The organism is Phaeobacter sp. JH20_37, from assembly GCF_048056015.1.
Taxonomy (GTDB): Bacteria; Pseudomonadota; Alphaproteobacteria; order Rhodobacterales; family Rhodobacteraceae; genus Phaeobacter; species Phaeobacter bryozoorum.
Genome location: NZ_JAYMWW010000005.1, coordinates 43745 through 68673, shown reverse-complemented (window position 1 = coordinate 68673; position 24929 = coordinate 43745). Strand labels below are relative to the sequence as shown.

At 63.0% G+C, this 24929-nt stretch carries 17 protein-coding genes; 6 read left to right on the top strand and 11 right to left on the bottom strand.

Annotated features, from left to right (window positions below; translation table 11 throughout):
• Nucleotides 1-185: 185 nt before the first annotated feature.
• Nucleotides 186-1493 (bottom strand): HlyD family type I secretion periplasmic adaptor subunit, encoded by a 1308-nt coding sequence (locus VWZ87_RS02205; RefSeq protein ID WP_340547853.1) that lies wholly within the window; start codon nucleotides 1491-1493, stop codon nucleotides 186-188.
• Nucleotides 1490-3394, bottom strand: coding sequence for a type I secretion system permease/ATPase (locus VWZ87_RS02200; RefSeq protein WP_416535235.1), 1905 nt, complete (start codon nucleotides 3392-3394; stop codon nucleotides 1490-1492). Before VWZ87_RS02200 ends, VWZ87_RS02205 begins: the two co-directional genes overlap by 4 nt.
• A gap of 424 nt (nucleotides 3395-3818) precedes the next feature.
• Between VWZ87_RS02200 and VWZ87_RS02195 the strand changes: the two genes are divergently transcribed.
• Nucleotides 3819-4598: a sulfotransferase family 2 domain-containing protein gene (locus tag VWZ87_RS02195; RefSeq protein WP_340547851.1), complete on the top strand. Its 780-nt coding sequence runs from the start codon at nucleotides 3819-3821 to the stop codon at nucleotides 4596-4598.
• Between the two features lie 885 nt (nucleotides 4599-5483).
• Nucleotides 5484-6944: a calcium-binding protein gene (locus VWZ87_RS02190; protein ID WP_416536917.1), complete on the top strand. Its 1461-nt coding sequence runs from the start codon at nucleotides 5484-5486 to the stop codon at nucleotides 6942-6944.
• A 175-nt stretch (nucleotides 6945-7119) separates the two neighbouring features.
• Here VWZ87_RS02190 and VWZ87_RS02185 read toward each other — a convergent pair whose 3' ends face one another.
• The 6 genes from VWZ87_RS02185 to VWZ87_RS02160 form a co-directional block, all read right to left on the bottom strand.
• Nucleotides 7120-9840: a glycosyltransferase family 4 protein gene (locus tag VWZ87_RS02185; protein WP_416536916.1), complete on the bottom strand. Its 2721-nt coding sequence runs from the start codon at nucleotides 9838-9840 to the stop codon at nucleotides 7120-7122.
• 86 nt (nucleotides 9841-9926) lie between these two features.
• Nucleotides 9927-10844, bottom strand: coding sequence for a glycosyltransferase family 2 protein (locus VWZ87_RS02180; protein WP_340547848.1), 918 nt, complete (start codon nucleotides 10842-10844; stop codon nucleotides 9927-9929).
• Nucleotides 10841-12139, bottom strand: a complete 1299-nt coding sequence (locus tag VWZ87_RS02175) for a hypothetical protein (RefSeq protein ID WP_340547847.1) — start codon at nucleotides 12137-12139, stop codon at nucleotides 10841-10843. The genes VWZ87_RS02180 and VWZ87_RS02175 overlap by 4 nt, the downstream gene beginning before the upstream one ends.
• Before the next feature lie 141 nt (nucleotides 12140-12280).
• Nucleotides 12281-13444: a UDP-galactopyranose mutase gene (gene glf / locus VWZ87_RS02170; RefSeq protein ID WP_416535232.1), complete on the bottom strand. Its 1164-nt coding sequence runs from the start codon at nucleotides 13442-13444 to the stop codon at nucleotides 12281-12283.
• A gap of 159 nt (nucleotides 13445-13603) precedes the next feature.
• Nucleotides 13604-14260, bottom strand: coding sequence for an ABC transporter ATP-binding protein (locus VWZ87_RS02165; RefSeq protein ID WP_340547845.1), 657 nt, complete (start codon nucleotides 14258-14260; stop codon nucleotides 13604-13606).
• 17 nt (nucleotides 14261-14277) lie between these two features.
• Nucleotides 14278-15708 (bottom strand): sugar transporter, encoded by a 1431-nt coding sequence (locus VWZ87_RS02160; protein ID WP_416535231.1) that lies wholly within the window; start codon nucleotides 15706-15708, stop codon nucleotides 14278-14280.
• 116 nt (nucleotides 15709-15824) lie between these two features.
• Between VWZ87_RS02160 and VWZ87_RS02155 the strand changes: the two genes are divergently transcribed.
• Nucleotides 15825-16733 carry an ABC transporter permease gene (locus VWZ87_RS02155; RefSeq protein ID WP_416535230.1) on the top strand — a complete coding sequence of 303 codons (909 nt, stop codon included), beginning with the start codon at nucleotides 15825-15827 and terminating at the stop codon, nucleotides 16731-16733.
• 12 nt (nucleotides 16734-16745) lie between these two features.
• Here the strand turns inward: VWZ87_RS02155 and VWZ87_RS02150 are convergent, their stop codons facing one another.
• The gene (locus VWZ87_RS02150; protein ID WP_416535229.1) at nucleotides 16746-17786 is read right to left on the bottom strand and encodes a glycosyltransferase; all 1041 of its coding nucleotides are present in this window, start codon (nucleotides 17784-17786) and stop codon (nucleotides 16746-16748) included.
• A 153-nt stretch (nucleotides 17787-17939) separates the two neighbouring features.
• Here VWZ87_RS02150 and VWZ87_RS02145 point away from each other — a divergent pair, with 153 nt between their 5' ends.
• The gene (locus VWZ87_RS02145) at nucleotides 17940-18950 is read left to right on the top strand and encodes an NAD-dependent epimerase/dehydratase family protein (RefSeq protein ID WP_416535228.1); all 1011 of its coding nucleotides are present in this window, start codon (nucleotides 17940-17942) and stop codon (nucleotides 18948-18950) included.
• A 334-nt stretch (nucleotides 18951-19284) separates the two neighbouring features.
• Nucleotides 19285-20589, top strand: coding sequence for a UDP-glucose dehydrogenase family protein (locus VWZ87_RS02140; RefSeq protein WP_260107657.1), 1305 nt, complete (start codon nucleotides 19285-19287; stop codon nucleotides 20587-20589).
• Nucleotides 20590-20671: 82 nt separating this feature from the next.
• On the opposite strand, the gene VWZ87_RS02135 is transcribed toward VWZ87_RS02140, so the two are convergent.
• Entirely contained in the window at nucleotides 20672-21799 is a 1128-nt protein-coding gene (locus tag VWZ87_RS02135; RefSeq protein ID WP_416535227.1) for a ParB/RepB/Spo0J family partition protein, read from the bottom strand.
• Between the two features lie 101 nt (nucleotides 21800-21900).
• The gene (locus tag VWZ87_RS02130; protein ID WP_340547839.1) at nucleotides 21901-23316 is read right to left on the bottom strand and encodes an AAA family ATPase; all 1416 of its coding nucleotides are present in this window, start codon (nucleotides 23314-23316) and stop codon (nucleotides 21901-21903) included.
• A gap of 497 nt (nucleotides 23317-23813) precedes the next feature.
• Between VWZ87_RS02130 and VWZ87_RS02125 the strand changes: the two genes are divergently transcribed.
• Nucleotides 23814-24830, top strand: coding sequence for a replication initiator protein A (locus VWZ87_RS02125; protein WP_340547838.1), 1017 nt, complete (start codon nucleotides 23814-23816; stop codon nucleotides 24828-24830).
• Nucleotides 24831-24929 lie beyond the last annotated feature (99 nt).

Below are 24929 nucleotides of genomic sequence, written 5' to 3'. Positions count from 1 at the left end.
ATCTGCTATCCTTAAATCTCATGCGATCAGCCGCGCCCTGGTAACTTGCTGGTATCTTGGCGCGGGGTCGCGTCAGTCTAAAACATGTTGCGACGGAGTGGCAGCCGATTTTCCGCCCGCATGTCCCCCCGGCATATCCCCCTGTCCGGATCGGCAGGAGGGAGGCGAGAGCCGGGCTGACAGGCTCAGCTCTCGCGGAAGGCGCGGTTGAGATAATCGGTGAAGGGCTGCAACAGATAGGCAAAGGGCGTGCGGCTGTTGGTCTGGATAAAGGTCTCCACCGGCATCCCCGGCACCAGCACATTGCCCTCGGGCAGGCGGGCGGCCTCGCCTTTGTTCAGCCGCACCTCGACCACGTAATAGCTGCGCCCGGTCTGCGGATCGACAAAGGAATCGCCCGATACCGTGCTCACCGTGCCAAACAGCGTCGGCGTGGTGCGCTGGTTGAAGCTGGAGAAATTCAGGCTGACCGGCTGGTTGAGATAGACCTGATCAATGTCCGACGGCGCCACCTGCGCCGAAATCACCAGCGGCTGGCTCTGCGGGATCAGATACATCAGCGGATCCGCCGCCCGGATCACCGATTTGCGGGCAAAGACATTGAGATCATAGACCACCCCCGCCACCGGGGCGCGTACCTCCAGCCGGGACAGCCGCTGCAGGATCACATTGCGCCGTTCGATCAGCTCCAGCTCACGCACCTGCAGGTCGCGCAGGGTGGTGATCGCCTCTTCGCGCCGCGCGCTTTTCTGGTTGAGGATCTCCAGACCCAGTTCGGTCACCTGCCCTTCGGCCTGGGCCTTCTGGGCGGTCAGCGCCCCGGCCTGACCGCGCAGCCGTGACTGTTCGCGCTGCAGCGACAGCACCCGGCTGGACTGTGCCAACCCCTGTGCCAGCAGGCTCTGCTGGTTTTCCAGCTCCTGGCCGATCAGCACCAGCTGTTCCTGCAGCGCCGACTGCTGCGCCTCGATGCCGTCGATCTGGCTCTGGATCTGGCCGATCCGTTCCTGCAGGCGGCTGATGCGGGCGCGCAGATTGACCAGGCGCGCTTCAAACAGGCGTTTCTGACCGTTGATCAGCTCTTCGGTCTGCACATGGGTGCCGCTCAGCTCGAACAGCAGCTCGGCAAAGGTGATGTCCTCGGCCTCGTCGCGTTCGGCACTGTAGCGGCTGCGCCGGGCCAGGGTTTCGGCCAGCTGACCTTCGACGATCTGCCGTTCGGCCAGCAGCTCCGACGGCTCCAGCCGCAGCAACAGCGCGTCCTCCTCGACCAGATCGCCCTCGCTCACCAGCACGTCGTCGACAACGCCGCCATAGGGGTGCTGCACCACCTGCCGGTTCTGCTCCACCTTGATGGAACCGGAGGCAATCACCGCACCGGAGATTTCCGCCGTCGCCGCCCATTGGCCAATGCCGCCTACAAGCAGCCCCAGCGCCAGCAGCCCGGCAATGGTCAGCCCACGGATCGGGTAGGATTTGGATGTATCGCTCATGCTTTTGCCTCTGCCTGTTTCGGAGACGGCTGTTTCTGGACCGGCGTTTCCGGGGCCGAAGTGGCTGCCTCCTGCGGCAGCTGTGCCGCATCGTCTTCTGTGGCCTGTGCTGCGACCTGCACTGTAGCCTGTTTCGGGGCTTGTTTCGGGGCCGGTTTCTGCTGGCCGGCCTGCGGGTTCTGCAGATGCTCACGCAGCACCGCATCCTTGGCCCCAAAGGCCCGCTGCGCCCCGTTGTCGAGGATCAGGATCAGGTCGCAGAGCTGAATCGCCGCCGGGCGATGCGCCATGATGACCACCGCACGGCCGTCCTGTTTGGCATGGGCCACCGCCAGGTTCAGCGCCTGGCTGCCTTCATTGTCGAGGTTGGAGTTCGGCTCATCCAGCACCAGAAGCACCGGATCGCCGTAAAGGGCCCGCGCCAGGCCGATGCGCTGCACCTGCCCACCCGACAGCCGGGTGCTGGCCACCCGCACCGGCGTGTCATAACCCTGCGGCAATTGCAGGATCATGTCGTGGACCGCGGCCTTGCGGGCGGCAGCCACCACCTGATCGGGATCCGGCATCATCGACAGCCGGGCAATGTTTTCGGCAATGGTGCCGTCAAACAGCGTCACCTGCTGCGGCAGATAGCCGATGTAGCTGCCCAGATCATCCATGTCATATTGATTGAGCGCCGCCCCATCGAGGCGGATCTTGCCCGAGACCGGGTGCCAGACGCCGATCAGCGCCCGCGCCAGCGAGGATTTCCCCGCCCCAGAGGCCCCGATCACCCCCAGCGCCTGCCCGGGCTGGATATTGAAATTCAGCCCCTGCAGGACCGGTTTGGCCACCTGCCCCGGCGCCACCGGCGGCACCAGGGCCACGCCCTGTACCTCCAGCTTGGCGGCCGGGCGGGCCAGCTTCATCGGCGCCGGGCGCTCCGGGGTTTCGCTCAGCATCTGCGCCAGCCGCTCCTGCGCCTGCAGGGCGCGCTGCACCAGAGCCCATTGACCGATCAGCGTCTCGATCGGAGCCAGAGCCCGGCCCATGATGATGGAGGAGGCGATCATCACCCCCGGTGTCAGCCCTTCGGTCAGCACCAGATAGGCGCCGGTGCCCAGCATCGCCGATTGCAGCGCCAGCCGGAAGGTGCGGGTGGCGGTGCTGAACCCACCGGTCATATCCGCCGCGCTCAGCTCAGATCCAACCGCCTGGCTGCGCAGCATCCGCCATTTGGCAAAAGCCGCACGGCGCATTCCCAGCCCCTGGATCAGCTCGGCATTGTTGCGCATCCCGTCCGAGACCTGATGCGCCGAGGCGGCCATCATGCTGGCATTCTCGACCGGCGCCTTGGAAATCATCTGATTGGCCAGGGCAAAAGCCACCAGCACGCCACCGCCGATCAGCGCCAGCAGACCCAGAAGCGGATGGAACACCGCGATCAGCCCCAGAAACAGCGGTGTCCAGGGCAGATCGAAAAAGGCCGAAACAATAGGAGAGGAGAGCGCCTTCTGCATCGCCTCCAGATCCCGCAGCCCCACCTTGGCGATGTCGTCATTGAAGCCGGCCGCCGATTTGTCCTGCACCGCATTGAACACCCGGGTTTCCAGCTGGTCATGGAACCGCGCCCCGACCCGTGCCAGGATCCGGCCGCGCACGTAATCCAGAATGCCCATGATCAGGAACAGGAATCCCGCCAGCACCGTCAGCGCCACCAGCGTCTCCAGCGAGCGGCTGCCCAGCACCCGGTCATAGACCTGCATCATATAAAGCGGGCTGGTCAACATCAGCAGATTGGCAAAGAAGCTGAACAGGCCGATCAGCCAGAAGGCGCCGCGGTTGCCCCTGCGGGCCTTGCGGATCTCAGCCAGCCCCGCCTTATGCGCCGATCCTGATTGCTGTGCCGAGGTGCGTGCCATTGACGTATTGCCTTTGTCTGGGTCACCCGGACGGGCAACCAAAAGTAAGAAGTCCAAGAGACCCGGCCACCCGCAAGAAAGATCTGGGCAGAGCGAGCCGGGATCAGGGGGATATGCCCGGACACGCCCGGATGCACAATGGCTCCTGCCAATGGCGATGGGCGCCCCTGTTCTCCGGGCATCTCTGCACAGTGTCAAAAGCACAGCCGCCGGAGCCTTGTCAAACAGCTCTCCCGGTTCCTCATAGAATAGGCGGCAGGCGCGGCGGCGCCGCATCACTGGCCGCCCGCAGGCAGCCGCCCTGCCACAGGGGGGGCGCAAACCGGCCGCCTCCCCGCTGCTCAGATTGACATCCAGCCCCCCCTTCGCTAAGGCCCGACAGCGCATCCGGCACCTGCCGCCCAACGTGGAGCAAGCCCTTATCATGTCACAGGTTTCCTCTCAGACCTCCGGTATCAAGACCGTTGCCGAGACCGCCTTTGAGGCTCGGTTTGCACCCCGGCTGGTGGCGCCAGAGGCCTATCACGACCCCAATGACGTGATCCTGTTCATGCATATCCCCAAGACCGCGGGCATGTCGGTGGGCAAGGCGCTGCAGGCGGCTTTTGACATTTTTCACCCGGTCTCCTGGGAGAACACCAACCAGTCCTTCCGCAACAAGACGCGCAAGGCGCTCTACCGGCGCAGCGATGAGGCCAACCCCTGCCGTCAGGTGCTGATGGGGCATTTCGCATGGTCCGACGTCATGTACTGGCGCCATCAGGAACTGCCGCTGAAATGCGCCACCATCATCCGCGATCCGCTGGACCGCTTCGTGTCCAACTACCGCTACAACACCTCCGACAAACACCCCCAGCACGAGGCCTTTGCCGCCCGCTACCCGACGCTGGAGGCCTATGCCCAGGCGCTGCCGCTGGACTATCAGCTGTCGTTGATGACCGGCGCCTTCTACTCCTTTGATCACGCGCTGGAGAAGCTGAACCGCTACTACAGCTTTATCGGCGTGACCGAACATCTGGGCGCCAGCCTGCAGCATTTCCGCCGCAGCCACGGTCTTGCGGCCGAACTGGCCGAGCATCGCGAGAACACCGGCAGCACGGCAAAAGCCGCCGAAGAGATCCCCGATGCGGTGCGCAATATCGTCGGCGAGAAAAGCCGCAACGACGCCCGCCTGCACCAGCTGGTGAGCCGCTGCTACGGCTGACCGGCTTGCAGCGGCCACCCCGGGGCATGTGCCTGCCGCAAGCCCCGGCAGTCTGCTGACCGCCCCGAACCACCGCCCCCCAGCCAACCCGGAGTCGGCCCGCCCTCGCGATTCCCCCGGCCTGCTCTGGTCTGCTCCAACAGGGACACAGCCCCGGCAGCGGGCCAGAGATTCTCTGTCCGCGCAGCTGCCCTTGCGTCAGATCTGGTCGGATTTGACCGGTTTTTCCCCGCATCGGGGCGCTACCACCTTCCTACACCAAAGGGCGTAGTGTGGAAAAAGTGAAACTCTCGACGGCGTATGGCGGAGATTACCCCGAAAAAAGCCGATTAATTTAAATCAAAGCTCTCTTTGCGCGAATAAAATGTGAAAGAATTCGCGCGCGTCATTTAAAACGCCGGGGCGGAATGTTGATAAATGAAAAGCCTGTCCGGCCATGGTGGCAAAAACCACACACCCTGAAGGAGAGGGAATGGCAGGGGTCAGGAATTCCCTACCCTCATAGGATGTATTAACAAAGAGTTAACAAAATGCGCAGGATCTTCGCAAAACGTCAAGTTCTACCGCAAAAATAGAGGCCATTCCACAATAGCTCCCGCAGGCCCGCCGCAACGCACCCCCTATGGGGCATAGAGTTTGCAAAAAGACTCCGCCTTTTCAACCCTTAAAATGGGTGTCTCCACCAGAAATCCCCGCCGTGCCCTCCCCCCGCGGCGTGGCGGGAAGGGCACGATTTCGACATCTCCGCAATTCCTGACCCCTCTGGCGCAAGTTTCCTTGACAACAGACCCCCATCCAGAGAGACAGAGAGCGGTAAAACCTTTGCGGGCATAAGGCAGGCGCGTTTGTTCGCAGAAATCGACGAGCATTACTACGGAGTAGAAAATGGCTAATATTAATGCAGCAGCTGGTGTGACCGTTGTCGCAGGCAGCACAAGCGATGACACAATCACCCTGACCGACGCAATCGGCGGCAACAGCATCGACGGCAACGGTGGTGCGGATACGCTGACCCTGAACAACGCGGCTGACACTTTTGTCGCACAGGTTGCCACTCTCGCCTATGACGAAGCGAACGACACCTGGACTGTTGCCGGCGCGTCGCTGACCGAAGGCTTCACTTCTGTCACTCTGGCTGATGGCGTGACCATCGAAGCCGGTGTTGCGTCCGAGGGCATCATCCAGCCCGCATCCGTCAACAGCGGCGCAGCAGCGACCCTGACCACCATCAACAGCTATGACTGGGACGGTGCGGACGCGGCAGTAAACGCCTTCACCGCAGCATCCATCGTCAGCGTTGACGGCCAGAACATTGCAACCGTTGGCAGCAACTTCGTGAACGCTGATGGTGCTTTCACCGTCAACAGCGGTGCCCAGACTGTGACCTTCACTGCGAACACCGCAGCGATTGCCGCACAGGGCAACGTTGGTGACGACGCATCCTTCTCCTACGAAGTTGTTGTTGCAAACGCAGCTGGCACCGAAACCCGTACCGTCACTGTGACCTATACCGCAGAAATTCCCTTCACCACCGGTGACGACACATGGGAAGCTGGCACAGGCGCAGCGGCCAACGTTAACGAAAACGCCGACTTCGGCAGCGAAGACCTGGGCAACGACACCTTCAACGGCAACGATGAAGACAACACCATTACTGCAGGTCTCGGCAATGACACCCTGATCGGTGGCAACGGCGACGACGTGCTCGACGGCGGCGCCGGTAGCAACGTCATCCGTGGCGGCAATGGCATCGACACCATCACTGTAACTGGTGCAACTGCAACCGATGCAAACACCCTGGGTGGCGGCGCTGGTGCAGACGACATCACCGGTGGCGCTGGTGCTGACACCATCTTCGGCGGCAACGGCGACGACAGCAACCTTGACGGTGGCGCAGGCAACGACGTCATCAACGGTGGTGCAGGCGAAGACACCCTGGTCGGCAACACTGGCGACGACGAACTGCGTGGCGGTGACGGCGACGACAATCTGGACGGCGGCGCTGGTGCCGACGAACTGCGCGGCGGTGCTGGCGATGACGTCGTCAACGGTGGCGCTGGCTCCGACATGATGTATGTCAGCCTCGGCAACGACACCATGGACGGTGGCGCAGACGATGACACCTTCATCCTGCGTGACGACAGCGGTGCGACCCTCATCAACGGTTTCACAACCGGCGACAAACTGAACGTCGAAGGTCTGGGTTACAACGACCTGGCCGACGTTCTGGCCATTGCTTACCAGACAAGCGCAGGTGTGGTCCTCGATATCGATGCTGACACCACCGTGACCCTGGCAAGCCTGACCCTGGCAGACCTGGACGCATCCGACTTCGACTTCGCCTAATCCGCGCTGTCACAGTCTTAGGGAAGGCCCCGCTTTGCGGGGCCTTTTCTTTTGCGCGGGAGCGCTATTGTCTGTGCTGGTTTCTTTGCCGGGGGATTGCACTGCGCAAAGAAACCCCCCGCAGATCCCTGCGGGGGGTGAGGGTCCAGCGCCCGTTTTCCTGTGGGTGACCGGTTCAGGCCTCCACCAGATCCAGCAGCTGATCCGCCGTATTGAGCGGATCCCGCGCCAGATCCTGCCGGGCGCATTCCGCCTCGGCCCCGGCCTTCAGCTCCTGCAACAGCTCTTTTGTCAGCACCGGATCACCGTCAAACCCGCCCGCCGCTGTGCGACCACCATTGGCCACCTCCGGGTAGCGGTCGAACTCCAGATCAAAGAAGCTCTCCGGCCCCTCCGGATCATAACGCTGCGCGAGCCTGCGATTGATGTCGTCAAACCGCGCCAGAAAGCCCTGCATCTCCGCCCGCGACGGCAACAACGGCCCATCCTCCGGCAGCTCCCGCAGGATCTGTTCAAAACTGCTCTTGGGAAATCCCTGCTGACGCAGCCACAGCCCCGCCAGAATCTGGCTGCGCGACCAGGCCTCGTTGTCACGCGGCGGATTGTCCGGCGGCGTCAGCCCCACCAGATTGTAAAAATCCAGCACCGTGTCGCCGCCCACCAGATCCCTGCGCTGGAAGCGGCGCACGGTGACATTCCCGGCCCCGAACACCTGCTCCCACCGCGCCAGCTTGGTGGCATAGTCGAAATAGCGCATCATATGCGGCCGATAGACCGGCAAGGCCTGCAGCTGCGCGCCATAGAACTGATAGGCCGTCTGCCCCAGGATCACCTGTTTGCGGTGCGACAGCGCCAATGTGTCCTGACGGCGCAGATAGGCCACCACGTTGATCTCGTCGAAATGCTCACGCAGCCGCCTGTGCAATGCCCGGATATCGTTCGGGTTCATCAGCCAGAACAGCATTTCCGTCGCGATGATACAGTCGCCACACTCCCGCTGATCCGCATCCGCCATGCGCCGCTCCAGAAACGGCCAGCGCAATTCGGAATACATGTTCCCTCCCATCTTGTGATTGCGGATGAGAGGGTTGAAATCGACCCGGGGCTTTGCATGCAGATAACTCCAGCTGCCCAAGGTCTGTTGCATCTGGCCTTGTCGCAGCGCGATCTGCAACGAAGTCGATCCCGTCTTATGCGACCCTATATGCAGCCAGAGCTTACGCTTTTTTTTTTCCAGATAGGGGCTTGGGGGCACGGGGTGCTCTGCCGCCGCAGGTGTGCTGCCCGGCCTCTCCGCCGCGACCGCCGCCAGCGCATCACGATACAGCTGCGACAGCACCTCGCGTGCCGAAGGGTCATTCTGCAAGGCCTGCATCCGGGCGCGCTGGCCGGCCTCCACCCCCTCGGCAAAACCCTCCTCGCGCAACAGCCGCTGCACCACCGCGACACTCTCGCGCACCGCCTGCAGCGGCGACCAAGCCACCAGCGTCTCCGGCGGGCAGATCTCCGCCTGCGCCCCCACATCGGAACAGATCGGCACACAGCCGGCCTCGATCGCCTCATAGCAGACCAGCGCCAGCCCTTCGTTCGAGGACGGCACCAGGAGGATATCGCTCTGCCCCAGAAGGCCCGGCACATCGGTGCCTGCGGGATGCAGATGCACCACATCCGCCAGACGGTAGCGGGTCAAAAGATGTTCCACCGCGCCGCGATAGGGGCCCTCGCCCACCATATCAAAGCGGAAATCCACGCCGTTGCGTTTGCCCCAGGCCCGCAGCCGCCGGATGATCGACAGCGCCACCACCGGGCGTTTCTGATGCACCATCCGCCCGACAAAGGCGACGCGGCAGCGGGTCTGGCCCGCGCGGATCCGCACCGGCGCCACGTCAGCGCCGCGACGGCTGTCATCCAGCAGACGCCCCAGCACCAGCTTGCTGCCATAAACCCGGAAGCGTTCCTTGTAGAACCGCTCCAACTCGCCGCTGATCACATGGTGATGGTCGATAAAATTGCTCCAGACACCGGAAATCCGCGGATAGCCGCCATCGGCATATTCCACGATATGGGTGCTGTCGAGATTGACCACATGCGGATGGCGCAGCTTGATCGTCGGCAGCGCATCATAGAGCGGCACACAGTGGTGATTGTGGGTGAGGATGATGTTTTCCTGCGCAATCAGCTGACTGACAAAGGCGCTGGTCTGGCTGCGCGGCAGATAGCGATCGGTGCGGATCAGCTGCAGGCGCGGATCTTCCGGCAGCTTGGCCAGCAGCCGTTCGGGACCTTCCTGCCCGACCATGACAAACACCCGCAACCCGGCGTCCAGCGCCCAGCGGATGCTGTCGATGCCAAGGCTTTCGGCGCCGCCCACATCCAGCCAGTGCAACCCGATCAGGATTGCCGGATCCTTGCCGCCATGGCGCCCCTCAGGGGCCATCGTCTGGGTCTCGAAGATGCCACGCGAACAGGCCAGGCGGGAGAATTTATGCCGGGCGGGAAGCTTGCGCCAGCGCCGGGCCTCGATCTGGTATTTCATCTGCTCCGCCAATATCGGCGAGAGCGCGTGAATGGCGCGATATTTGCGCGGCCGTTTGTGCCAGGCCACGCCGCCGGCACTTTCGCGGACCGCCACCTGACGCGGCGAGGGGATGGTGACAAACACCCGCTTGCCCGGCAGCGCCGGGGTTTCCTGCGGCCCGGTGCGCAGATTGCCAATATAGGTCAGCGCCATCATCTCGGCGCCATAGGACATATCCTGCGGCTGCACCGCCGGGGTCGGCAGCTTGGCCTCTTCCCACCACATATGGGCCTCGACCGGGATCTCGGGGTAGAGCGTCTCATAGATGAAACGGATCTGGGCGATCTCCTGATCGATATACTCTCTGTCCTGAGACATGGGGGCTCCCTGCCTGTCCTTTTGATCTGTGATACATCTGTCCGGCGGATCCGGCGCTGCGGGTGGTTTTGCGGGCAGATCTCGCCTCAGACGCCGGTATCGGGGTCGGGGCGGATGATCGGCGGGTTGAAGGAGCAGCCCTGCCAGATCGCCTTGTAGACCTCACGGCGCAGCGATTTCTCCACATTGCCCTGGCGCATCTGCCGCCGCACCCCGCGGGCAAAGACCGCCACCCCGGCCCAGCCCTGTTCGCGGCGGCGGAACGAGGCCTCATTGCGCGCACCATAGCGGAATTTCCAGATATTGGCCTGGTTCACCAGCGAATAGTTCACGCCCTTGTTTTCCGGCACATCATGGACCACCACGCTGTTGGGGCAGTAGATGCCGGGATAGGATTTGGCGATACGCTGGGTGTATTCGGCGTCATCGTACCAGATGAAATATTCCTTGATCGGAAAGCCATGTTTCTGGATCGCCCAACGCGGCACCAGCACCGAGACAAAGGAGCAGGAGCCGACCAGGAAATAGGGCGTCTCGGGGCTGTAGAACCGCGGCCAGTCCCAGACCGTTGAGGGCGTGTTCATCTCGCAGAGATCGCCATTGGTCCATTTCACCGCCGAACAGGCAAAAGACGGCCGCCAGGTGAACCGCGCCTCGAAATCCTTGATGCCGGTCAGCAGCAGCTCAATGGCATTGGGCTCGGGATAGGCGTCGTCATCGCTGAACCAGATGAAATCATAACCTTCCTCATAGGCCACCCGCGCGCCCTCGTAAAAGCCACCGGCGCCGCCGATGTTTTCCGGCAGGCGCACATGCTGAAACCGGGGGTCGTCCTTCTGCAGCTGGCTCAGCCAGCTGCCGGTTTCATCGGTGGAGGCATTGTCGATCACAAAGACCCGTTCCGGCAGGCAGGTCTGTGCCTGCAGGGCGGCGATCACGCGCTTCAGCTTGTCCAGCCGGTTATAGGTCACGATGACCGCGGCAAGGGAGGAACGGATATTCATGGCTGATCCTTCTGTGGCGCAGCCGCGGCTGCGGCATGTGCAAGGGCGCGGGCGGGCGGTGGTGTCTGGGCCGGCCTGTCAGATGTGGTGGCGGCGCTCTGTGTGGCGGGCGGCGCTGCGGTCTCGGATACGGTCGGCATCTCCGCCTCGGGGTCCAGCGGATCGCCATTTTCATCCAGCCCCAGACGCGCATTCTTGTGCCGCTCAATATCCTTGATCCGGTGGCTGTGGAAATAGGAGGGCCATTTGCCCTGCCGTTCCAGCATACCTTCGATGATCTTGGCCATGACGGTCAGATTGCGCAGATGTTCGGGGCTGAAGAACTGACTCGGATCCAGCGAGGGCGCACGCGGGGCGGATTGTTTTTCCATGTCGCGCAGCGCGTTCCGCAGGAGCGGCCGGCCGCCAAAGAATTCGCGATCCATGATCTCGGCATCGCTGCGGTAGGCGGCGGTGGCGGCCTCGGCCAGATCCCGCGCCATCACCAGTTTGCGCACCTTGGCCTCGCTCTCGCTGCGCGAACGGTCCAGCTGGCGCGACAATTCCCAGCCCAGCGTATGGCGCAGCCAGGGGTCCTGCTCCTGGAACTGGCCCTGCAGGAAATACATCAGCGCCAGCTCGCGCACGGTCATGGCCTGGTTTTCAGGCTCGAATTCCTCCACCGTGCAGGGCCGCCCGTCAAAGGCCACCTCGGCGAAATCATCCAGTACCGAACCGTTTTTCAGCTCCTTGCGGATCATCGGGCGCAGGGTGAACTCATCGCCGAACAGCGCCCGCCACTGGGCAAAGCGCGGCGCGTAATGGAACCGGCCATTTTGCAGATTGTGGTCAAAGAAGTCCTGCATGCTGTCGCGATACCAGCCGATCTTGATCTGCTCGGCATAGCTCGACAGGATCCGCTGCGCATGGGGGCGCACATAGGCCACGATATGGATACGATCGGCGCAGCCGCGAAAGAAGGTCTCGACCAGATCGTGGAATTCCGGTGCCGGGATGTTTTCAAAGGCCTCGGCGGACAGCACCGCATAATCCGCATCCGAGGCCGCAATCTGGGCCGCCACCTCTTCCAGACCATCGCGATCCTCAAGATGCTTGGGCAGGGGGGTGCCCTTGCGATAGCTGGTGATGAACCCGGTCAGGTAATTATGGTTGAGCTTGGCCGGGTACAGCAGCTTGGCGTCATGCAGCTGAATGCTGCCAACAGCCAGCGCGTTCTGAATGGTGGTGGTCCCGGTCTTGTGGTCGCCGATGTGAATCACAAGCGTCTTGGGTCTGGCTCCGGTCTTGTCGCTCATCGGCTCCATCTCGTTTCTGCATCAGCCTTGTTTTCCAGCGCCCAAGCCCTACTCTAACATCCGGCACGGGTCCAGACCAAGCCGCCGCCCCGGCAGCGGCCCGCCCTGTCCCATCCGCCTGTCACATCCGCTCCGATCCGCTCAGAGCGGCGCCACGAAGAACGCAGGCACTCGTGCGTTCTGCGCCTCAGCCGCCAGGAACCCGCGGGCGGTGTCCAGCGCCTCGCGGATGGTCACATCCATATCGAGATAGCGATAGGTGCCCAGACGGCCGACAAAGGTCACCCCTTGGGCCTGTTCCGCCAGCGCCACATAATCGCCCAGCAGCGCCTTCTCCTCGACCTGGCGGATCGGGTAATAGGGGATGTCCTCGGGCTCTGCGGCGCGGGAATATTCGCGGTAGCAGACCGAGCCGTCGTGGCTTTCCCAGGGGGCAAAATGCTTGTGTTCGGTGATGCGGGTATAGGGCACCTCTTCCTCGCCGTAGTTCATCACCGCGCAGCCCTGATAATCGCCCTGATGGGTAAAACGTTCGAAATCCAGCGTCCGGTAGCCAAGCCGCCCCAGCTGGTAGTCGAAATACCCATCCAGCGGCCCGGAGTAGAACACATGGTCAAAATCTGCCGCCTGGGACTGATCAAAAACAGTCTCTAACTTGACCGTTATGCCCGGATGATCGAGGATTTTGGCGATCATCGCGGTATAGCCGTCCTCCGGCATGCCCTGATATTTGTGGAAGAAGTAATTGTCGTCGTAGTTGAACCGCACCGGCAGCCGCTTCAGGATCGAGGCCGGCAGCGCGCTTGGCGCCACGCCCCATTGCTTGATCGTATAGCCCTTGAAAAACGCCTCATAAAGATCGCGCCCGACAAAGCGCAGCGCCTGTTCCTCAAAGGTCTGCGGATCGGTGATGGAGGTATCGGCCTGTTCTTCGGTGATGAAATCATGCGCCTCTTCGGGGCGCAGGGTCTTGCCGAAGAACTGGTTGATCGTATGCAGGTTCACCGGCAGCGAGAACACGCCGCGCCGCCCCTCGGGGTCCAGGCTGGTGGTCTTCACCCGGTTCTTATAGGGCAGGAAACGCGCGAAACGGTTCACATAGTCCCAGACCTCGCCGTCATCGGTGTGAAAGATATGCGGCCCGTAGACATGCACCATGACGCCGGTCTCGGCGTCGCGCTCGGTATGGCAATTGCCGCCGATATGGCTGCGGCTGTCCATGACCGTGATCCTGTGGCCTGCCTCGGCCAGATGCCGCCCGATCACAGCGCCCGAAAGCCCTGCGCCCACCATCAGTATATTCACCCCGGCACCCCGTCCTGTTTGCGTCCCCTGCCCTTTTTGTCAAACAATCCAGAGGCACACAAGGTTCGGTTTCCGCACAGGCGAAGAGCCGCATTTCCCTTTTGTTTCAGAATATTGCGACGACATAACCGCAGATCGGGCAGCGCCGCCAGACCGCCATCAGACCGCCATCAGGCGGTGATGCTCGGCAATGGCCTCATCCAGATCGCTGAAATAGCGCAGCCGGCCATTGTCCAGAACCAGCCCCGCATTGCAGAACTGGCGCAGCTGGCGCATCGAATGATTGACCAGAATGGCGCTGGAGTGGCGCATCCGGTCGGTAAAGATATCGCGGCTCTTGCGCTTGAAGGCGGCATCGCCCACCGCCGTCACCTCATCCACCAGATAGGTGTCGAATTTGATCCCCATCGACGCACCAAAGGTCAGCCGCGCCCGCATCCCCGAGGAATAGCTGCGCATCGGCATATGGTAGAATTTGCCCAATTCGGCAAAATCCTCGACAAATGCCACCAGATCATCGGTATCGACCCCATAGATCCGGGCGATGAAACGGACGTTCTCCGCCCCGCTCAGATCGCCATGAAACGACGCCGCCAGCCCCACCGGCCAGGAGATCGACCCATCGGAGATGATCTCGCCATGATCCGGGCGCATGGTGCCCGCCACCAGCTGCAGCAGGGTGGATTTGCCCGCCCCGTTGCGCCCCAGAAGCGCCAGCGACCGGCCCGTCGGCAGCGTCAGGTTCAGATTGTCGATGACAACCCGCCGCTCCCCCTTGAGCCAGAAGCTCTTGGTCAGATTTTCAAACCGGATCACTGCCCTGCCCTCTCGCCTCAGCTGCGGTCGCGGATCGAATAATAGATCAGCGCCAGAATCGACCAGGTCAGCAGCAGGAACAGCCCGGCCAGGGCCGCCAGCACGGCGCGGCGCGGGTATTCCGGCTCCGTGGCACGGGTGGGGTTGATATAGGTCGCCAGATAGCGGCTCTGGCGGGCGGCATCATCGCGCGCCACCTCCAGCGCCGTCAGCGCGGCACGGTAGCTTTCCTCGGCATATTCGCGATCCACCGTCAGCCGTTCGAATTCGGCAATCAGCGACGGGTAATCCTCACCGACACCACCGGTGTCGGTATTGTCAGAGGTAAAGGTCTGCCGTTCGATATTGATGCGGTCGCGAATGACGTCGATGTGCTGCTGCGCCTTGGTCAGCCGCGGATCCGCCTCGCTGACCGTGCCCCGCAGAAGATCATATTGGATCAGCGCCTCGGCCAGCTGCTGCTGAAGGTTGTTCATCACCCCCATACGGCCCTGGATATCGGCCTCGGGATCGACGATCCGGGTGCGGGTGCGGAATTGGGTCAGCAACTGGCGCGCGGCCTTCAGCCGCTCCAGCGCCTCGTCCAGATCGGCGCGGGCATAGCGCATCGCATCGGCGCGCGCCTGTTCATTGAGCGCATTGATCCGGGTCTGGCTCTCGGCGACGATGGCTTTTGTGATCGCCTGCGCGGTTTCTGCGTCAAAGGCCAGCGCCTGCACCTCAATGAGCCCCGAGCCGCTGTCAAAGGAGATCCCGACAATGCGCTGCCAGTACCAGGTCAGATCCTCGATCGTCGCCTCCGGCCAGAGCGCAAAGGCCCAGTCGCGCGGCCAGAGCGCACTGTAATGCCCCTGCAGGTCCACCGCCGCATCAACCGCGGCCACCATTTCCTGGCTCTGGATGAATTCATAGAGGATGTCGCTGTCCGAGGCGCTGCTGTTGCCGGTAAATTGCGCCAGCCCGCCCAGAAGATCATTGGCGCCACTGCTTTCCTGGCTGCGCACGGTAAAGCCTGCGGTGGAGGCATATTGATCCTCGGCAAAGGTCCAGAGATAGATCATCACCGCCAGGAGCGGCGCCAGCACCAAGGCCACAAAGCTGATCACCAGCCCCCAGTGGCGTTTTTTCATGCTGGCAGGCCGTGCCAGCGGATAGGCCGGGCGCTGCTCGGCCTCGGCGATACGCGCCTCCAGCTCGGCCACGGCGGCCTCGGCCTTGCGCGCCTTGCGCCGTACCCGTTTCAGCTGTTTGACCGGATCCGGCACCCGCTGGACAGGGGCGGCGGCCTCTGCTGCATCCGGGGCCGTGTCCGATGCTGTGGCAGCAGGAGAGGCCGCGGGTGTACCGGTTGCTGTGCTTGCTGCGGTATCTGCCGCAGCCGCCTCCTCTGATATCGCCTCTTCTGAAGCGGGGCGTCCGGTCAGGGACGACGGGGGCGTCTGTGTCATGATCAACCTGTCCTGGCCCAAAAGCACCCTGCCCCAAGCCGTTTGTCATTGTCTTTTGTTTCTCTCATAATACCGCTCGCGATCCGCGTTTCACAATGGGTATTCATGGGGTGTTCATGGCCAGCCTGTCTTCTTCTGCGCCCCCGGCTCAGCCCCGTCCGTTAAGCCCGCCAAAGACACAGGTTACGGCACAGGCTCCCGCCCAGACGCCGGCCCAGATCCCCACCAGCCCCGCCGCCAATCCGCATCGCCGCCACCGCCGCAGCATGGCGACGCTGCGCACCGTGGCCGCGCTGGTGCTGCGCGAGATGTCGACGCGCTACGGGCGCACGCCCGGCGGCTATCTCTGGGGGATCCTGGAGCCCCTGGCCGCGATCCTGTTCCTGTCGCTGGGCTTCTCGCTGGTGATCCGCACGCCGTCGCTCGGGACCAGTTTCCTGCTGTTTTACGCAACCGGATTCCTGCCATTTAACCTGTATCAGACTCTCTCCGGCACCGTTGCGCGGGCGCTTGCCTATTCCCGCCCCCTGCTGCGATACCCCGCTGTCACCTGGCTGGATGCGATCCTGGCACGGTTTGTGCTGAACAGCCTGACCAGCATTGTCATCACCACCCTGCTGATGACCGGTATCCTCGCGGTGATCGACAGCCGCACCGCCATCGACCTGCCCCCCCTGGTCGAAGCCATCGCCCTCGCCATGATCCTCGGGCTGGGGGTCGGCTGCATGAATGCGGTGCTGATGGGGCTGTTTCCCCTGTGGGATGTGGCCTGGTCGATCATCACCCGGCCGCTGTTCCTGGCCTCCGGCGTGATCTATATCTACGAGGACCTGCCGCCGGTGGCACAGGACATTCTGTGGTATAATCCGCTTCTGCATATCATCGGGCTGATGCGCACCGGATTTTATCCCACCTATAATGCCGATTACGTCAGCCATGCCTATGTGCTGCTGATCGGCATGACACTGACCGCCCTGGGCCTGATCCTGATGCGCCGCTATCACCGGGTGATCCTTAACCGCTGATCTACGCCTTATTTATTCGCGAGCCTCTGCCAGCACCGCGGCATGGCGGCGCCCCAGACGCCGCAGCAGCCCGTCGCGCACCGCCAGCCAGGTGAGCCGCAGATAGGCGCGGCGCACGCCGGGGTGATGACGCACTTTCAGGATCCATTTCGGCAGGATCAGCAGCAGCACCGGCCAGAACAGCCAGCCCGCCGCCTGCCGATAAAGCAGCAGCAGATTGCGGTGGTGGTAATAGACCTTCCACAGCGGGCGAAAGCGCTGGCCGCTGTCGCCATTGCTGAAGGTGGAGAAATCATGCTCGAACCGCACATCGGCGGCAAAGCAGATGCGCCCGCCCGCCGCACTGAGCCCCAGCGTATAAAGCGCATCATCACCATAGATGAACAGGTCCGGATCCGGGTAGCCCACCCGCCGCACCGCCGCCGCCGAGATGAAAAATCCCACAAAAGACGTCACATCAATCGCGCTCAGCCCGCCGTCATAGGCGCTGCGCGGAATATGGAACCCATCGCGCCCTTTGCGCGCGGTGGACAGGAAATGCCCCAGGCTCCAGAACGGATTGCGCGAGGGGCGGTTCATCTCGCAGATCTCGCCGCTTGGGAAATAGACCGCCGCCGCCACCGCGTCCCAATGGGCCAGCTCACCGCTCTGCCCCATGGCGTGAAACGCCGCCAGCCCGCCGGGTTCCGGGCGGCCGTCATCATCCATCACCACCAGCCAGTCGGGGGCATGCGCCTCCATCGCGCGCTGCATCCCCAGGGCAAAACCGCCAGCCCCGCCGCGATTGATCTCGCTGCGCACCACATCGGCGCGGGGATGATCCGCGCCCCAGGTCGCCAGCCAGTCGCCGGTGCCATCATCAGAGGCATTGTCCACCACCACCAGAGCGGCCAGCTCCGCGCCCGGGCTGTCCAGCAGCCGCGCCAATGTCACCTTGAGTTTCGCAAGCCGATTATAGGTGACCACCACCGCCACCAGACGTCCGGCACCAGCGGTAGCACCAGCGGCGGCCGCAGCCTGATGCGCGGGCTCGGGGATCAGGGTTTCAGTCACGGTGGCAAAGGCTCCTGTGGGCGGCGGCGGATCTGGTTCAGGGCGCAAAGCTCATAAATAGACCGTGCTGTCAATTCACCTGCCGGTCACAGGTCGCTTTCCCGCGCCGCAGGACGCATTGACACCCCGCGCCCAAGCCGCCACCTAAGGGGCATGAAAACCGCTCTTATCACCGGATCGGCCGGCTTTATCGGCTATCACCTTGCAGACCGGCTGCTCGCCGCAGGCTGGCATGTCATTGGGCTGGATTGCCTCTCGCCCTATTACGACGTCACCCTGAAGAAACGCCGCCATGCGCGGCTGGCGGACTACGCGGGCTTCACGCCAATCATTGGCAAGCTGGAAGATCCCAGCCGCCTGATGGGGCTGTTTGCCACCCATAAACCGGATGCGGTGATCCATCTCGCCGCCCAGGCCGGGGTGCGCCATTCCATCGATGCGCCGCGCGATTATCTTGAGGCCAATCTGATCGGCACCTTTGAACTGCTGGAGGCCGCCCGCGCCCATCCGCCCGCCCATATGCTGATCGCCTCCACCTCCTCGGCTTATGGTGCCAACACGCAGATGCCCTTTGATGAGCGCCAGCAGGCGGATCACCAGATGTCCTTTTATGCCGCCACCAAGAAGGCAGGCGAGACAATGGCGCATTCCTATGCCCATCTCTACGGGCTGCCGACCACGATGTTCAGGTTTTTCACCGTCTATGGGCCCTGGGGCCGGCCCGATATGGCGCTGTTCAAATTCACCAGGGCGATAGAGGCCGGTGAGGCGATCGATGTCTATAACCACGGCAGGATGAGCCGGGATTTCACCTATATCGACGATCTGGTTGCGGGCATCACCGGGCTGATCGACGCGGTGCCGGGGGATCAGCCGGTCTCGGAACAGGACAATCTCAGCCCTGTCGCCCCCTTCCGGGTGGTCAATATCGGCGCCTCCAGACCCACGCCGCTGATGGAGTATATCGCGGCGCTGGAAACCGCGCTGGGGATCACCGCCCGCAAAAACCTGATGGACATGCAGCCCGGCGATGTGCCTGCCACCTGGGCCGATACCACATTGCTGAGCCAGCTCACCGGATATGAACCGCAGGTCAGCGTCGCAGAAGGCGTCGCGCGGTTTGTCGCCTGGTACCGGGCGTATTACGGTGACGCCCAAGGCTGATCCGGGCAGGGTTGATCTGGCGCGACATGCGCTTCTGACCTGTCACCTTTCCCCAAATACTCGCGCCGCAGGCCTCCCGATTTCTGTGAAATCGGGATCAGGACTTCTCCCTAAATTAGGTCAGTATGATTGACCAAATGTTTCGCACGCGAAACATTTGGTCCGAACCGGACCTATTTCACTCCCCGCCCCATTGGGCCACTTCCGCACCCTGATCAGCCTGAGTCCTGACCAAAATTCCGGTTCCCGCTTCCCGCGCGCCCGTATATGTCTGATCCCCAACACTCCGCCCCTGCAAGCGGAGGATATGAGGCAACAGCAAAGGACCGCCCCCATGCGCATTGCAATGATTGGCACCGGATATGTCGGATTGGTCTCCGGCGTCTGTTTTTCCGACTTTGGCCATGATGTGATCTGTGTCGACAAGGATGCGGCCAAGATTGCGCGGCTGCAGGCCGGCGAGGTGCCGATCTACGAGCCGGGGCTGGAGGATCTGATGGCGCGCAATGTGGCTGCGGGCCGGCTGTCCTTTACCGATGATCTGGCCGCCGCCGTGGCCGAGGCCGAAGCGGTGTTCATCGCCGTCGGCACGCCCACGCGGCGCGGCGATGGCCATGCCGATCTCACCTATGTGATGGCCGCCAGCGAGGAGATCGCCGCCGCCCTTCAGGGCTATACCGTGGTGGTCACCAAATCGACCGTGCCCCTGGGCACCAACCGGCAGGTGAAACAGGTGATTGCCAAAGCCAATCCGGCGGCGGAATTTGACGTCGCCTCCAATCCGGAATTCCTGCGCGAAGGGGCGGCGATTGATGATTTCATGCGCCCCGACCGGGTGGTTGTCGGCGTGCAGAACGACCGCGCCGCCGAGGTCATGGCCGAGATCTACCGGCCATTATATTTGCGCGATTTCCCGATCCTCACCACCGATCTCGAAAGCGCCGAGATGATCAAATATGCCGCCAATGCGTTTCTCGCGACCAAGATCACCTTCATGAATGAAATCGCAGGCCTCTGTGAACGGGTGGGCGCCGATGTAAAGGAGGTCGCCCGTGGCATCGGGCTGGACGGGCGCATCGGCAATAAGTTTCTGCATGCCGGTCCCGGCTATGGCGGGTCGTGTTTCCCGAAGGACACCGCCGCGCTGGCGCGCATCGGGCAGGACCACGCCTATCCGATGCAGATCACCGAAACGGTGATGCGGGTCAATCAGGAGGTCAAGGCGCGGATGCTGGAGAAGCTGCGCGATGCCTGTGACGGCAGTTTCAACGGCAAGACCATCGCGGTGCTTGGCGTCACCTTCAAACCCAATACCGATGACATGCGCGAGGCCCCCAGCCTCACCATCGTGCCGGCCCTGATCGGCGGCGGCGCCAAGGTGCGGGTGGTCGACCCGCAGGGCGAGGCCGAAGGCCGCGATCTGCTGCCCGGTGTCAAATGGGAAGACGATCCCTACAAGGCCGTGCGCAATGCCGATCTGGTGGTGCTGCTGACGGAATGGAATGAATTCCGCGCCCTCGACCTGAAGGCGCTGGGGCGCAAGATGGCGCAGCCCCGGATGGTGGATCTGCGCAATATCTACACCGCCAAAGCCGCCAAACGCGCCGGGTTCGAGACCTATATCGGGGTGGGCCGCTAAACCCACCCGGACATCACCCCAAACACAAAAAGACCCTGATACAGCTGTATCAGGGTCTTTTTATATCATCCTCAGACTCTGTTCAGCGGTGGCGCAGCCAGGCCTTCAGATCCTCCATCAGGGTGCTGTCCACCGCTGTCCCGGTAAGTTCGATCCGCTGCTGGCCGGGGGTGAATCCCAGCCGCACGCCAGCGGCGGCCTGCACGCTCACCCGCTCATGTGCGCCGATGCTGTCCGCCGGATCCAGGCTGCGCACCCGTGGCACCGGAGAAGGACCCGGAGAGGAACCCGGGGCAGAGGACGGAACCGGGGCAGGGGCCGCCTCCGGCGGATCTGCCGACGCGATCTCACTCCCCTCATGGGCCTCAAGCAGCTGGCTCAGCAGCGCCTGTTCCGCCTCTGCCGTGGGGCGGGCGGTGGCGCGCAGGGCCGCGACCACCACATCGGCAAAGCCCGGATCCTGCACAAAGGCCCGCGCCAGCCCCAGCCCCAGTTTCTCGCGGATGGCGGTGGGAAACAGCAGCTCCTCATCCAGCGCCTCGACCAGGGTGACAAAGCTGCCGATCTTGGAGCGTTTGGCGCGGGTGGCATTGGCAAAGAGCGATTGCAGCGCGTATTTCTGGCTGCTGTAGACCCCTTCGCGCAGCGCCCGCACCGCAATGCGGGCGCGTTCGTAATGGGAGAGGTTCACCCGGATTTCGTTTTCCTCGACCATCGCCACATAGGCGCCCTCGGCCCCGTCGGGCTGGATCACCAGCGCCTTGATGGTGGCAAAGGCAGGATCATTGCTCTCGGCATATAGCCTGCGCATCGCGGTCAGACGGCGCCAGCCGGAGATCAGACCATGGGTCTTGCCCGCCGGGGCCTGCGCGCCCAGGGCGACCACCTCGATCGGGGTCTGCTGGCCACGGGCGCGCAGGGATCCGACCAGCGCCCCCATCTCTTCCTCGTCCTGCTCCAGCCGGTCGCGCACCAGATGGGTCTCGTCGATGGCGCCAAGCGCGATCTCCTCGATCATCAGCCCCTTGGCGCGGGCGGTCTCCAGCACCGCTGTCAGCTCCTGCAGCGCGCCCTCTGTGGCGGCTTCGGAGGCGACCTGCGCAATCGGCGGCGCTGACAGCGAACCGGGGCCGCCGAGGGCGGATTTGTTCTCAGGTGCCGTGCTGAGATAGGTCGGCTGTGCCGGTGAAAGCCGTTTGCGTTTTGCCATCTGCCTGTCCTCTTCCTGCGCCTGTTCTGATCCCTGCACGCCCTGTTTGCCCTTTGGGGGGTGCAGGGTCGCAGTATGAGGCGCTTTGCGTTTTTAGCCCGTTACTGCGCCGCGCGCTGCATCTGCAACTCATCCCGGCGCCAGACCGCCAGCAGGAGCCGCTTGAAGGCCGCATAGGTGGCGTCAAAGGTCTCGCGCCCCCTTGCGTAGGTCTCGCGGTTGAAATCGCGGTAATCGGCCTCGTAGATGCCATTGACCTGCTCGCCGGCCTGACCGATCAGCGCGGTGTAATCCTGCCGGTGCGGCGACAGGGTGGGCCCCAGATAGGCCTGCATCAAGGCCGCCAGCTCGCCCTGCTGGGCGCCGTCATAGCGGGTGATCACCGTGCGCACCGCATCCCATTCAAAGGCGATCTCCGGCCGCCCCAGCGCGCGTGCCGCCAGGTTCTCGCCCTCCTCGATGGAGGCGAAGGTGGAATGCAGCATATCGAAGAACCGCCCCGTACTGTCGAATTCCAGAAACGACGCGCCCATCGGCACCAGAAGGATATCCGCCGCCGACAGCCCGTTGATGGTGAGATAGCCAAGCGCCGGCGGCGTGTCGATGAAGATCACGTCGTATTGCTCCAGCACGCCATCAGCCTCCAGCCGCTCGGTGAGCGCATCCCAGAGCTTCCAGCTGCGCGCGGCCATCCGCCAGACCGGGATCTGGAACTCCGCCCAGTAGAGGTTCAGCTGCGCGCCGATCAGATCGATATTGGGCCAATGGGTGGGCTGGATCACATCCGCTGCCGTCATGCCCATCGCCGCCGACAGGCTGTCGTCCAGCGGCTGGGGCGCATCGCCGCGATCCAGACGGCGCTGGTTTTCCAGGCGCAGGTGATCGCCGTAATGGCGCGCCAGGAGCGGAAAGGCGGTCTGCCATTCATCCTCCACGCGGCCACCAAAGATCGAGGTCATCGAACCCTGGCTATCAAGATCAATCACCAGCACCTTGTAGCCATCCAGCGCCGCTGACATCGCCAGATGGGCCGCTGTGGAGGTCTTGCCGACGCCGCCCTTGAAGTTGGCGACAGCGACCATCTTGGCGGGCAGCCCTTCGGGGCGGTAGGGCTGGTAATCCTTCGCCTTGGAGCCCTGGGCGGCAAAATGCGCGCGCAGGCGCAGCACCTCGTCGAGGGTGAACCATTTGGCGCCACCTTCGGTCTCGGAGCGGCCCTGCGGCAGATCTGGGTTGGCCTTCAGCACCCGGCGGAAATGGGCCTGGGCGACCGGGATCAGATAGCGGGTGATCTCCCAGGTGGAGAACAGGCGCAGCTCCTTGCGGCCCTCTTCGTTCATGCCCCGGCTGGAGAGATCGGCCCGGCCGCGCGCGCAGGCCTCGGCGATATCGGCAAAGCCGCCGGTGCTGGTGGGGGCCTCCAGATCGCCCAGGGCGGCGTCGGGGTCGATGTTGAAATAGGGGGGCAGCCCGGCCGCATTGCGGCCTGGATCTTTCTTCTGGATGTCTCGTGCCATTGCTCTCACGCCTCTGCCTGGGTCCGCCGGTGCAGGGATCCTGTAGGGCTCCCTGTTTGATGTGCGGCCTTTTGGAGATGATAGCATAAAACAGCGCACATGAAAGATATATGCGCATCTGTTTTGAATTTTCTAAGCAAATCCGGGGGTTGCGGCAAAAGAAACCGGCGGGATCCGGGGCGGGACCGGGGCAATTTCTGCCCTGTCGATTTTTTCTACCTGTTATAATTGAGTTATATATAAGTTAAGGCGCAACACCAGTGGCGGCAAAGCCCTTTTTTCATTGGCCTCTGGAGCCGATTTTCGGGCTGCTGCGATTCCGAAACCCCGAAAGACTGACTCTGAACCCCCGAAGCAGTGACTCCGAACCCCCGTTGAGAAGTGGTGTGGATAACTTTAGGGTGGGCGTAATCAAAACCACGAAGACGCGAGTCACCCCGAAAGAGGCCATAAGGCCCGGATAAGCGGGGGGCGGGCAGAGCAGACGGGACAGCAATATGGCAGGCCAGATTTCGGGCCAGATGACCGCAGGGGGCAGCGCGGCGCAGGGGGGGGATTTCTTTCTCTGCGATATCTTCGATGCGATCCCGAAAAACGATCTCGCCTCGATGGAACATCCGCTGTTCTCGCTCGGCACAAGACCGGACCGGCGCATCCTGAACTATGAACATAATGGTGCGGAGATCACCGTGGTGCCCTCGGTCAAAGGGCTGGCGACGATCCATGACAAGGACATCCTGATCTTCTGCATCAGCCAGCTGATGGCGGCGGTGAATGCCGGCCGGCAGGTCAGCCGCACGCTGCATCTCACCGCCCATGATCTGCTGGTGGCGACCAACCGCGAGACCTCGGGCGATGCCTACCGCCGCCTGCGCGAGGCGTTCGAGCGGCTGGCGGGCACCCGCATCACCACCAATATCGTCACCGGCGGGCAGGAGGTCACCAGCGGCTTTGGCCTGATCGAGAGCTGGGAGATCGTGCGCAAGGCGCGCGGCGGGCGGATGGTCAATGTGGTGGTGACGCTCAGCGAATGGATCTATCGCGCGGTGCTGTCGAAATCGGTGCTGACCCTCAGCCGCGATTACTTCCGTCTCCGCAAACCGCTGGAGCGGCGCATCTATGAGCTGGCGCGCAAACATTGCGGCCGTCAGGACAGCTGGCAGATCTCGGTGGAGACGCTGTTGAAGAAATCCGGCTCCGCCAGCCCGCGCCGGGTGTTCCGCAAGATGCTGCGCGACATGATCACCGCCCAGCCGCTGCCGGATTACGCGATGGAAGAGCTGCCGGGGGATCTGATCCGCTTTTCCCAGAAACATGCGGTGCTGGACAACAGCCAGCGCCCGCCGGTGCTGAGTGCGCGCGCGCTGGAACAGGCCCGCAGCCTGATCCCCGGCATTGACGTCTATGCGCTGGAGGCCGACTGGCGCGAAATGTGGGTGCGCTCCGGCGCGCCGCGGTTGCGCCGCCCCGATGCGGCCTTTCTGGGCTGGGTGAAGAAACGCGCCACGGAATAGGGCAGGGGAAAAGCCCCGTGTCAGAGACGGGTTTGCTTTTTTAAATAGGTCAGCATTATTGTCTAAATGTTTCGCGTGCGAAACATTTGGTCCGAACCG

What these genes read in the sequence shown, in the direction of transcription:
- VWZ87_RS02205 (WP_340547853.1), bottom strand. Translation starts at nt 1,493, where the DNA reads ATGAGCGATACATCCAAATCCTACCCGATCCGTGGGCTGACCATTGCC.
- VWZ87_RS02200 (WP_416535235.1), bottom strand. Translation starts at nt 3,394, where the DNA reads ATGGCACGCACCTCGGCACAGCAATCAGGATCGGCGCATAAGGCGGGG.
- VWZ87_RS02195 (WP_340547851.1), top strand. Translation starts at nt 3,819, where the DNA reads ATGTCACAGGTTTCCTCTCAGACCTCCGGTATCAAGACCGTTGCCGAG.
- VWZ87_RS02190 (WP_416536917.1), top strand. Translation starts at nt 5,484, where the DNA reads ATGGCTAATATTAATGCAGCAGCTGGTGTGACCGTTGTCGCAGGCAGC.
- VWZ87_RS02185 (WP_416536916.1), bottom strand. Translation starts at nt 9,840, where the DNA reads ATGTCTCAGGACAGAGAGTATATCGATCAGGAGATCGCCCAGATCCGT.
- VWZ87_RS02180 (WP_340547848.1), bottom strand. Translation starts at nt 10,844, where the DNA reads ATGAATATCCGTTCCTCCCTTGCCGCGGTCATCGTGACCTATAACCGG.
- VWZ87_RS02175 (WP_340547847.1), bottom strand. Translation starts at nt 12,139, where the DNA reads ATGAGCGACAAGACCGGAGCCAGACCCAAGACGCTTGTGATTCACATC.
- VWZ87_RS02160 (WP_416535231.1), bottom strand. Translation starts at nt 15,708, where the DNA reads ATGACACAGACGCCCCCGTCGTCCCTGACCGGACGCCCCGCTTCAGAA.
- VWZ87_RS02155 (WP_416535230.1), top strand. Translation starts at nt 15,825, where the DNA reads ATGGCCAGCCTGTCTTCTTCTGCGCCCCCGGCTCAGCCCCGTCCGTTA.
- VWZ87_RS02145 (WP_416535228.1), top strand. Translation starts at nt 17,940, where the DNA reads ATGAAAACCGCTCTTATCACCGGATCGGCCGGCTTTATCGGCTATCAC.
- VWZ87_RS02140 (WP_260107657.1), top strand. Translation starts at nt 19,285, where the DNA reads ATGCGCATTGCAATGATTGGCACCGGATATGTCGGATTGGTCTCCGGC.
- VWZ87_RS02135 (WP_416535227.1), bottom strand. Translation starts at nt 21,799, where the DNA reads ATGGCAAAACGCAAACGGCTTTCACCGGCACAGCCGACCTATCTCAGC.
- VWZ87_RS02130 (WP_340547839.1), bottom strand. Translation starts at nt 23,316, where the DNA reads ATGGCACGAGACATCCAGAAGAAAGATCCAGGCCGCAATGCGGCCGGG.
- VWZ87_RS02125 (WP_340547838.1), top strand. Translation starts at nt 23,814, where the DNA reads ATGGCAGGCCAGATTTCGGGCCAGATGACCGCAGGGGGCAGCGCGGCG.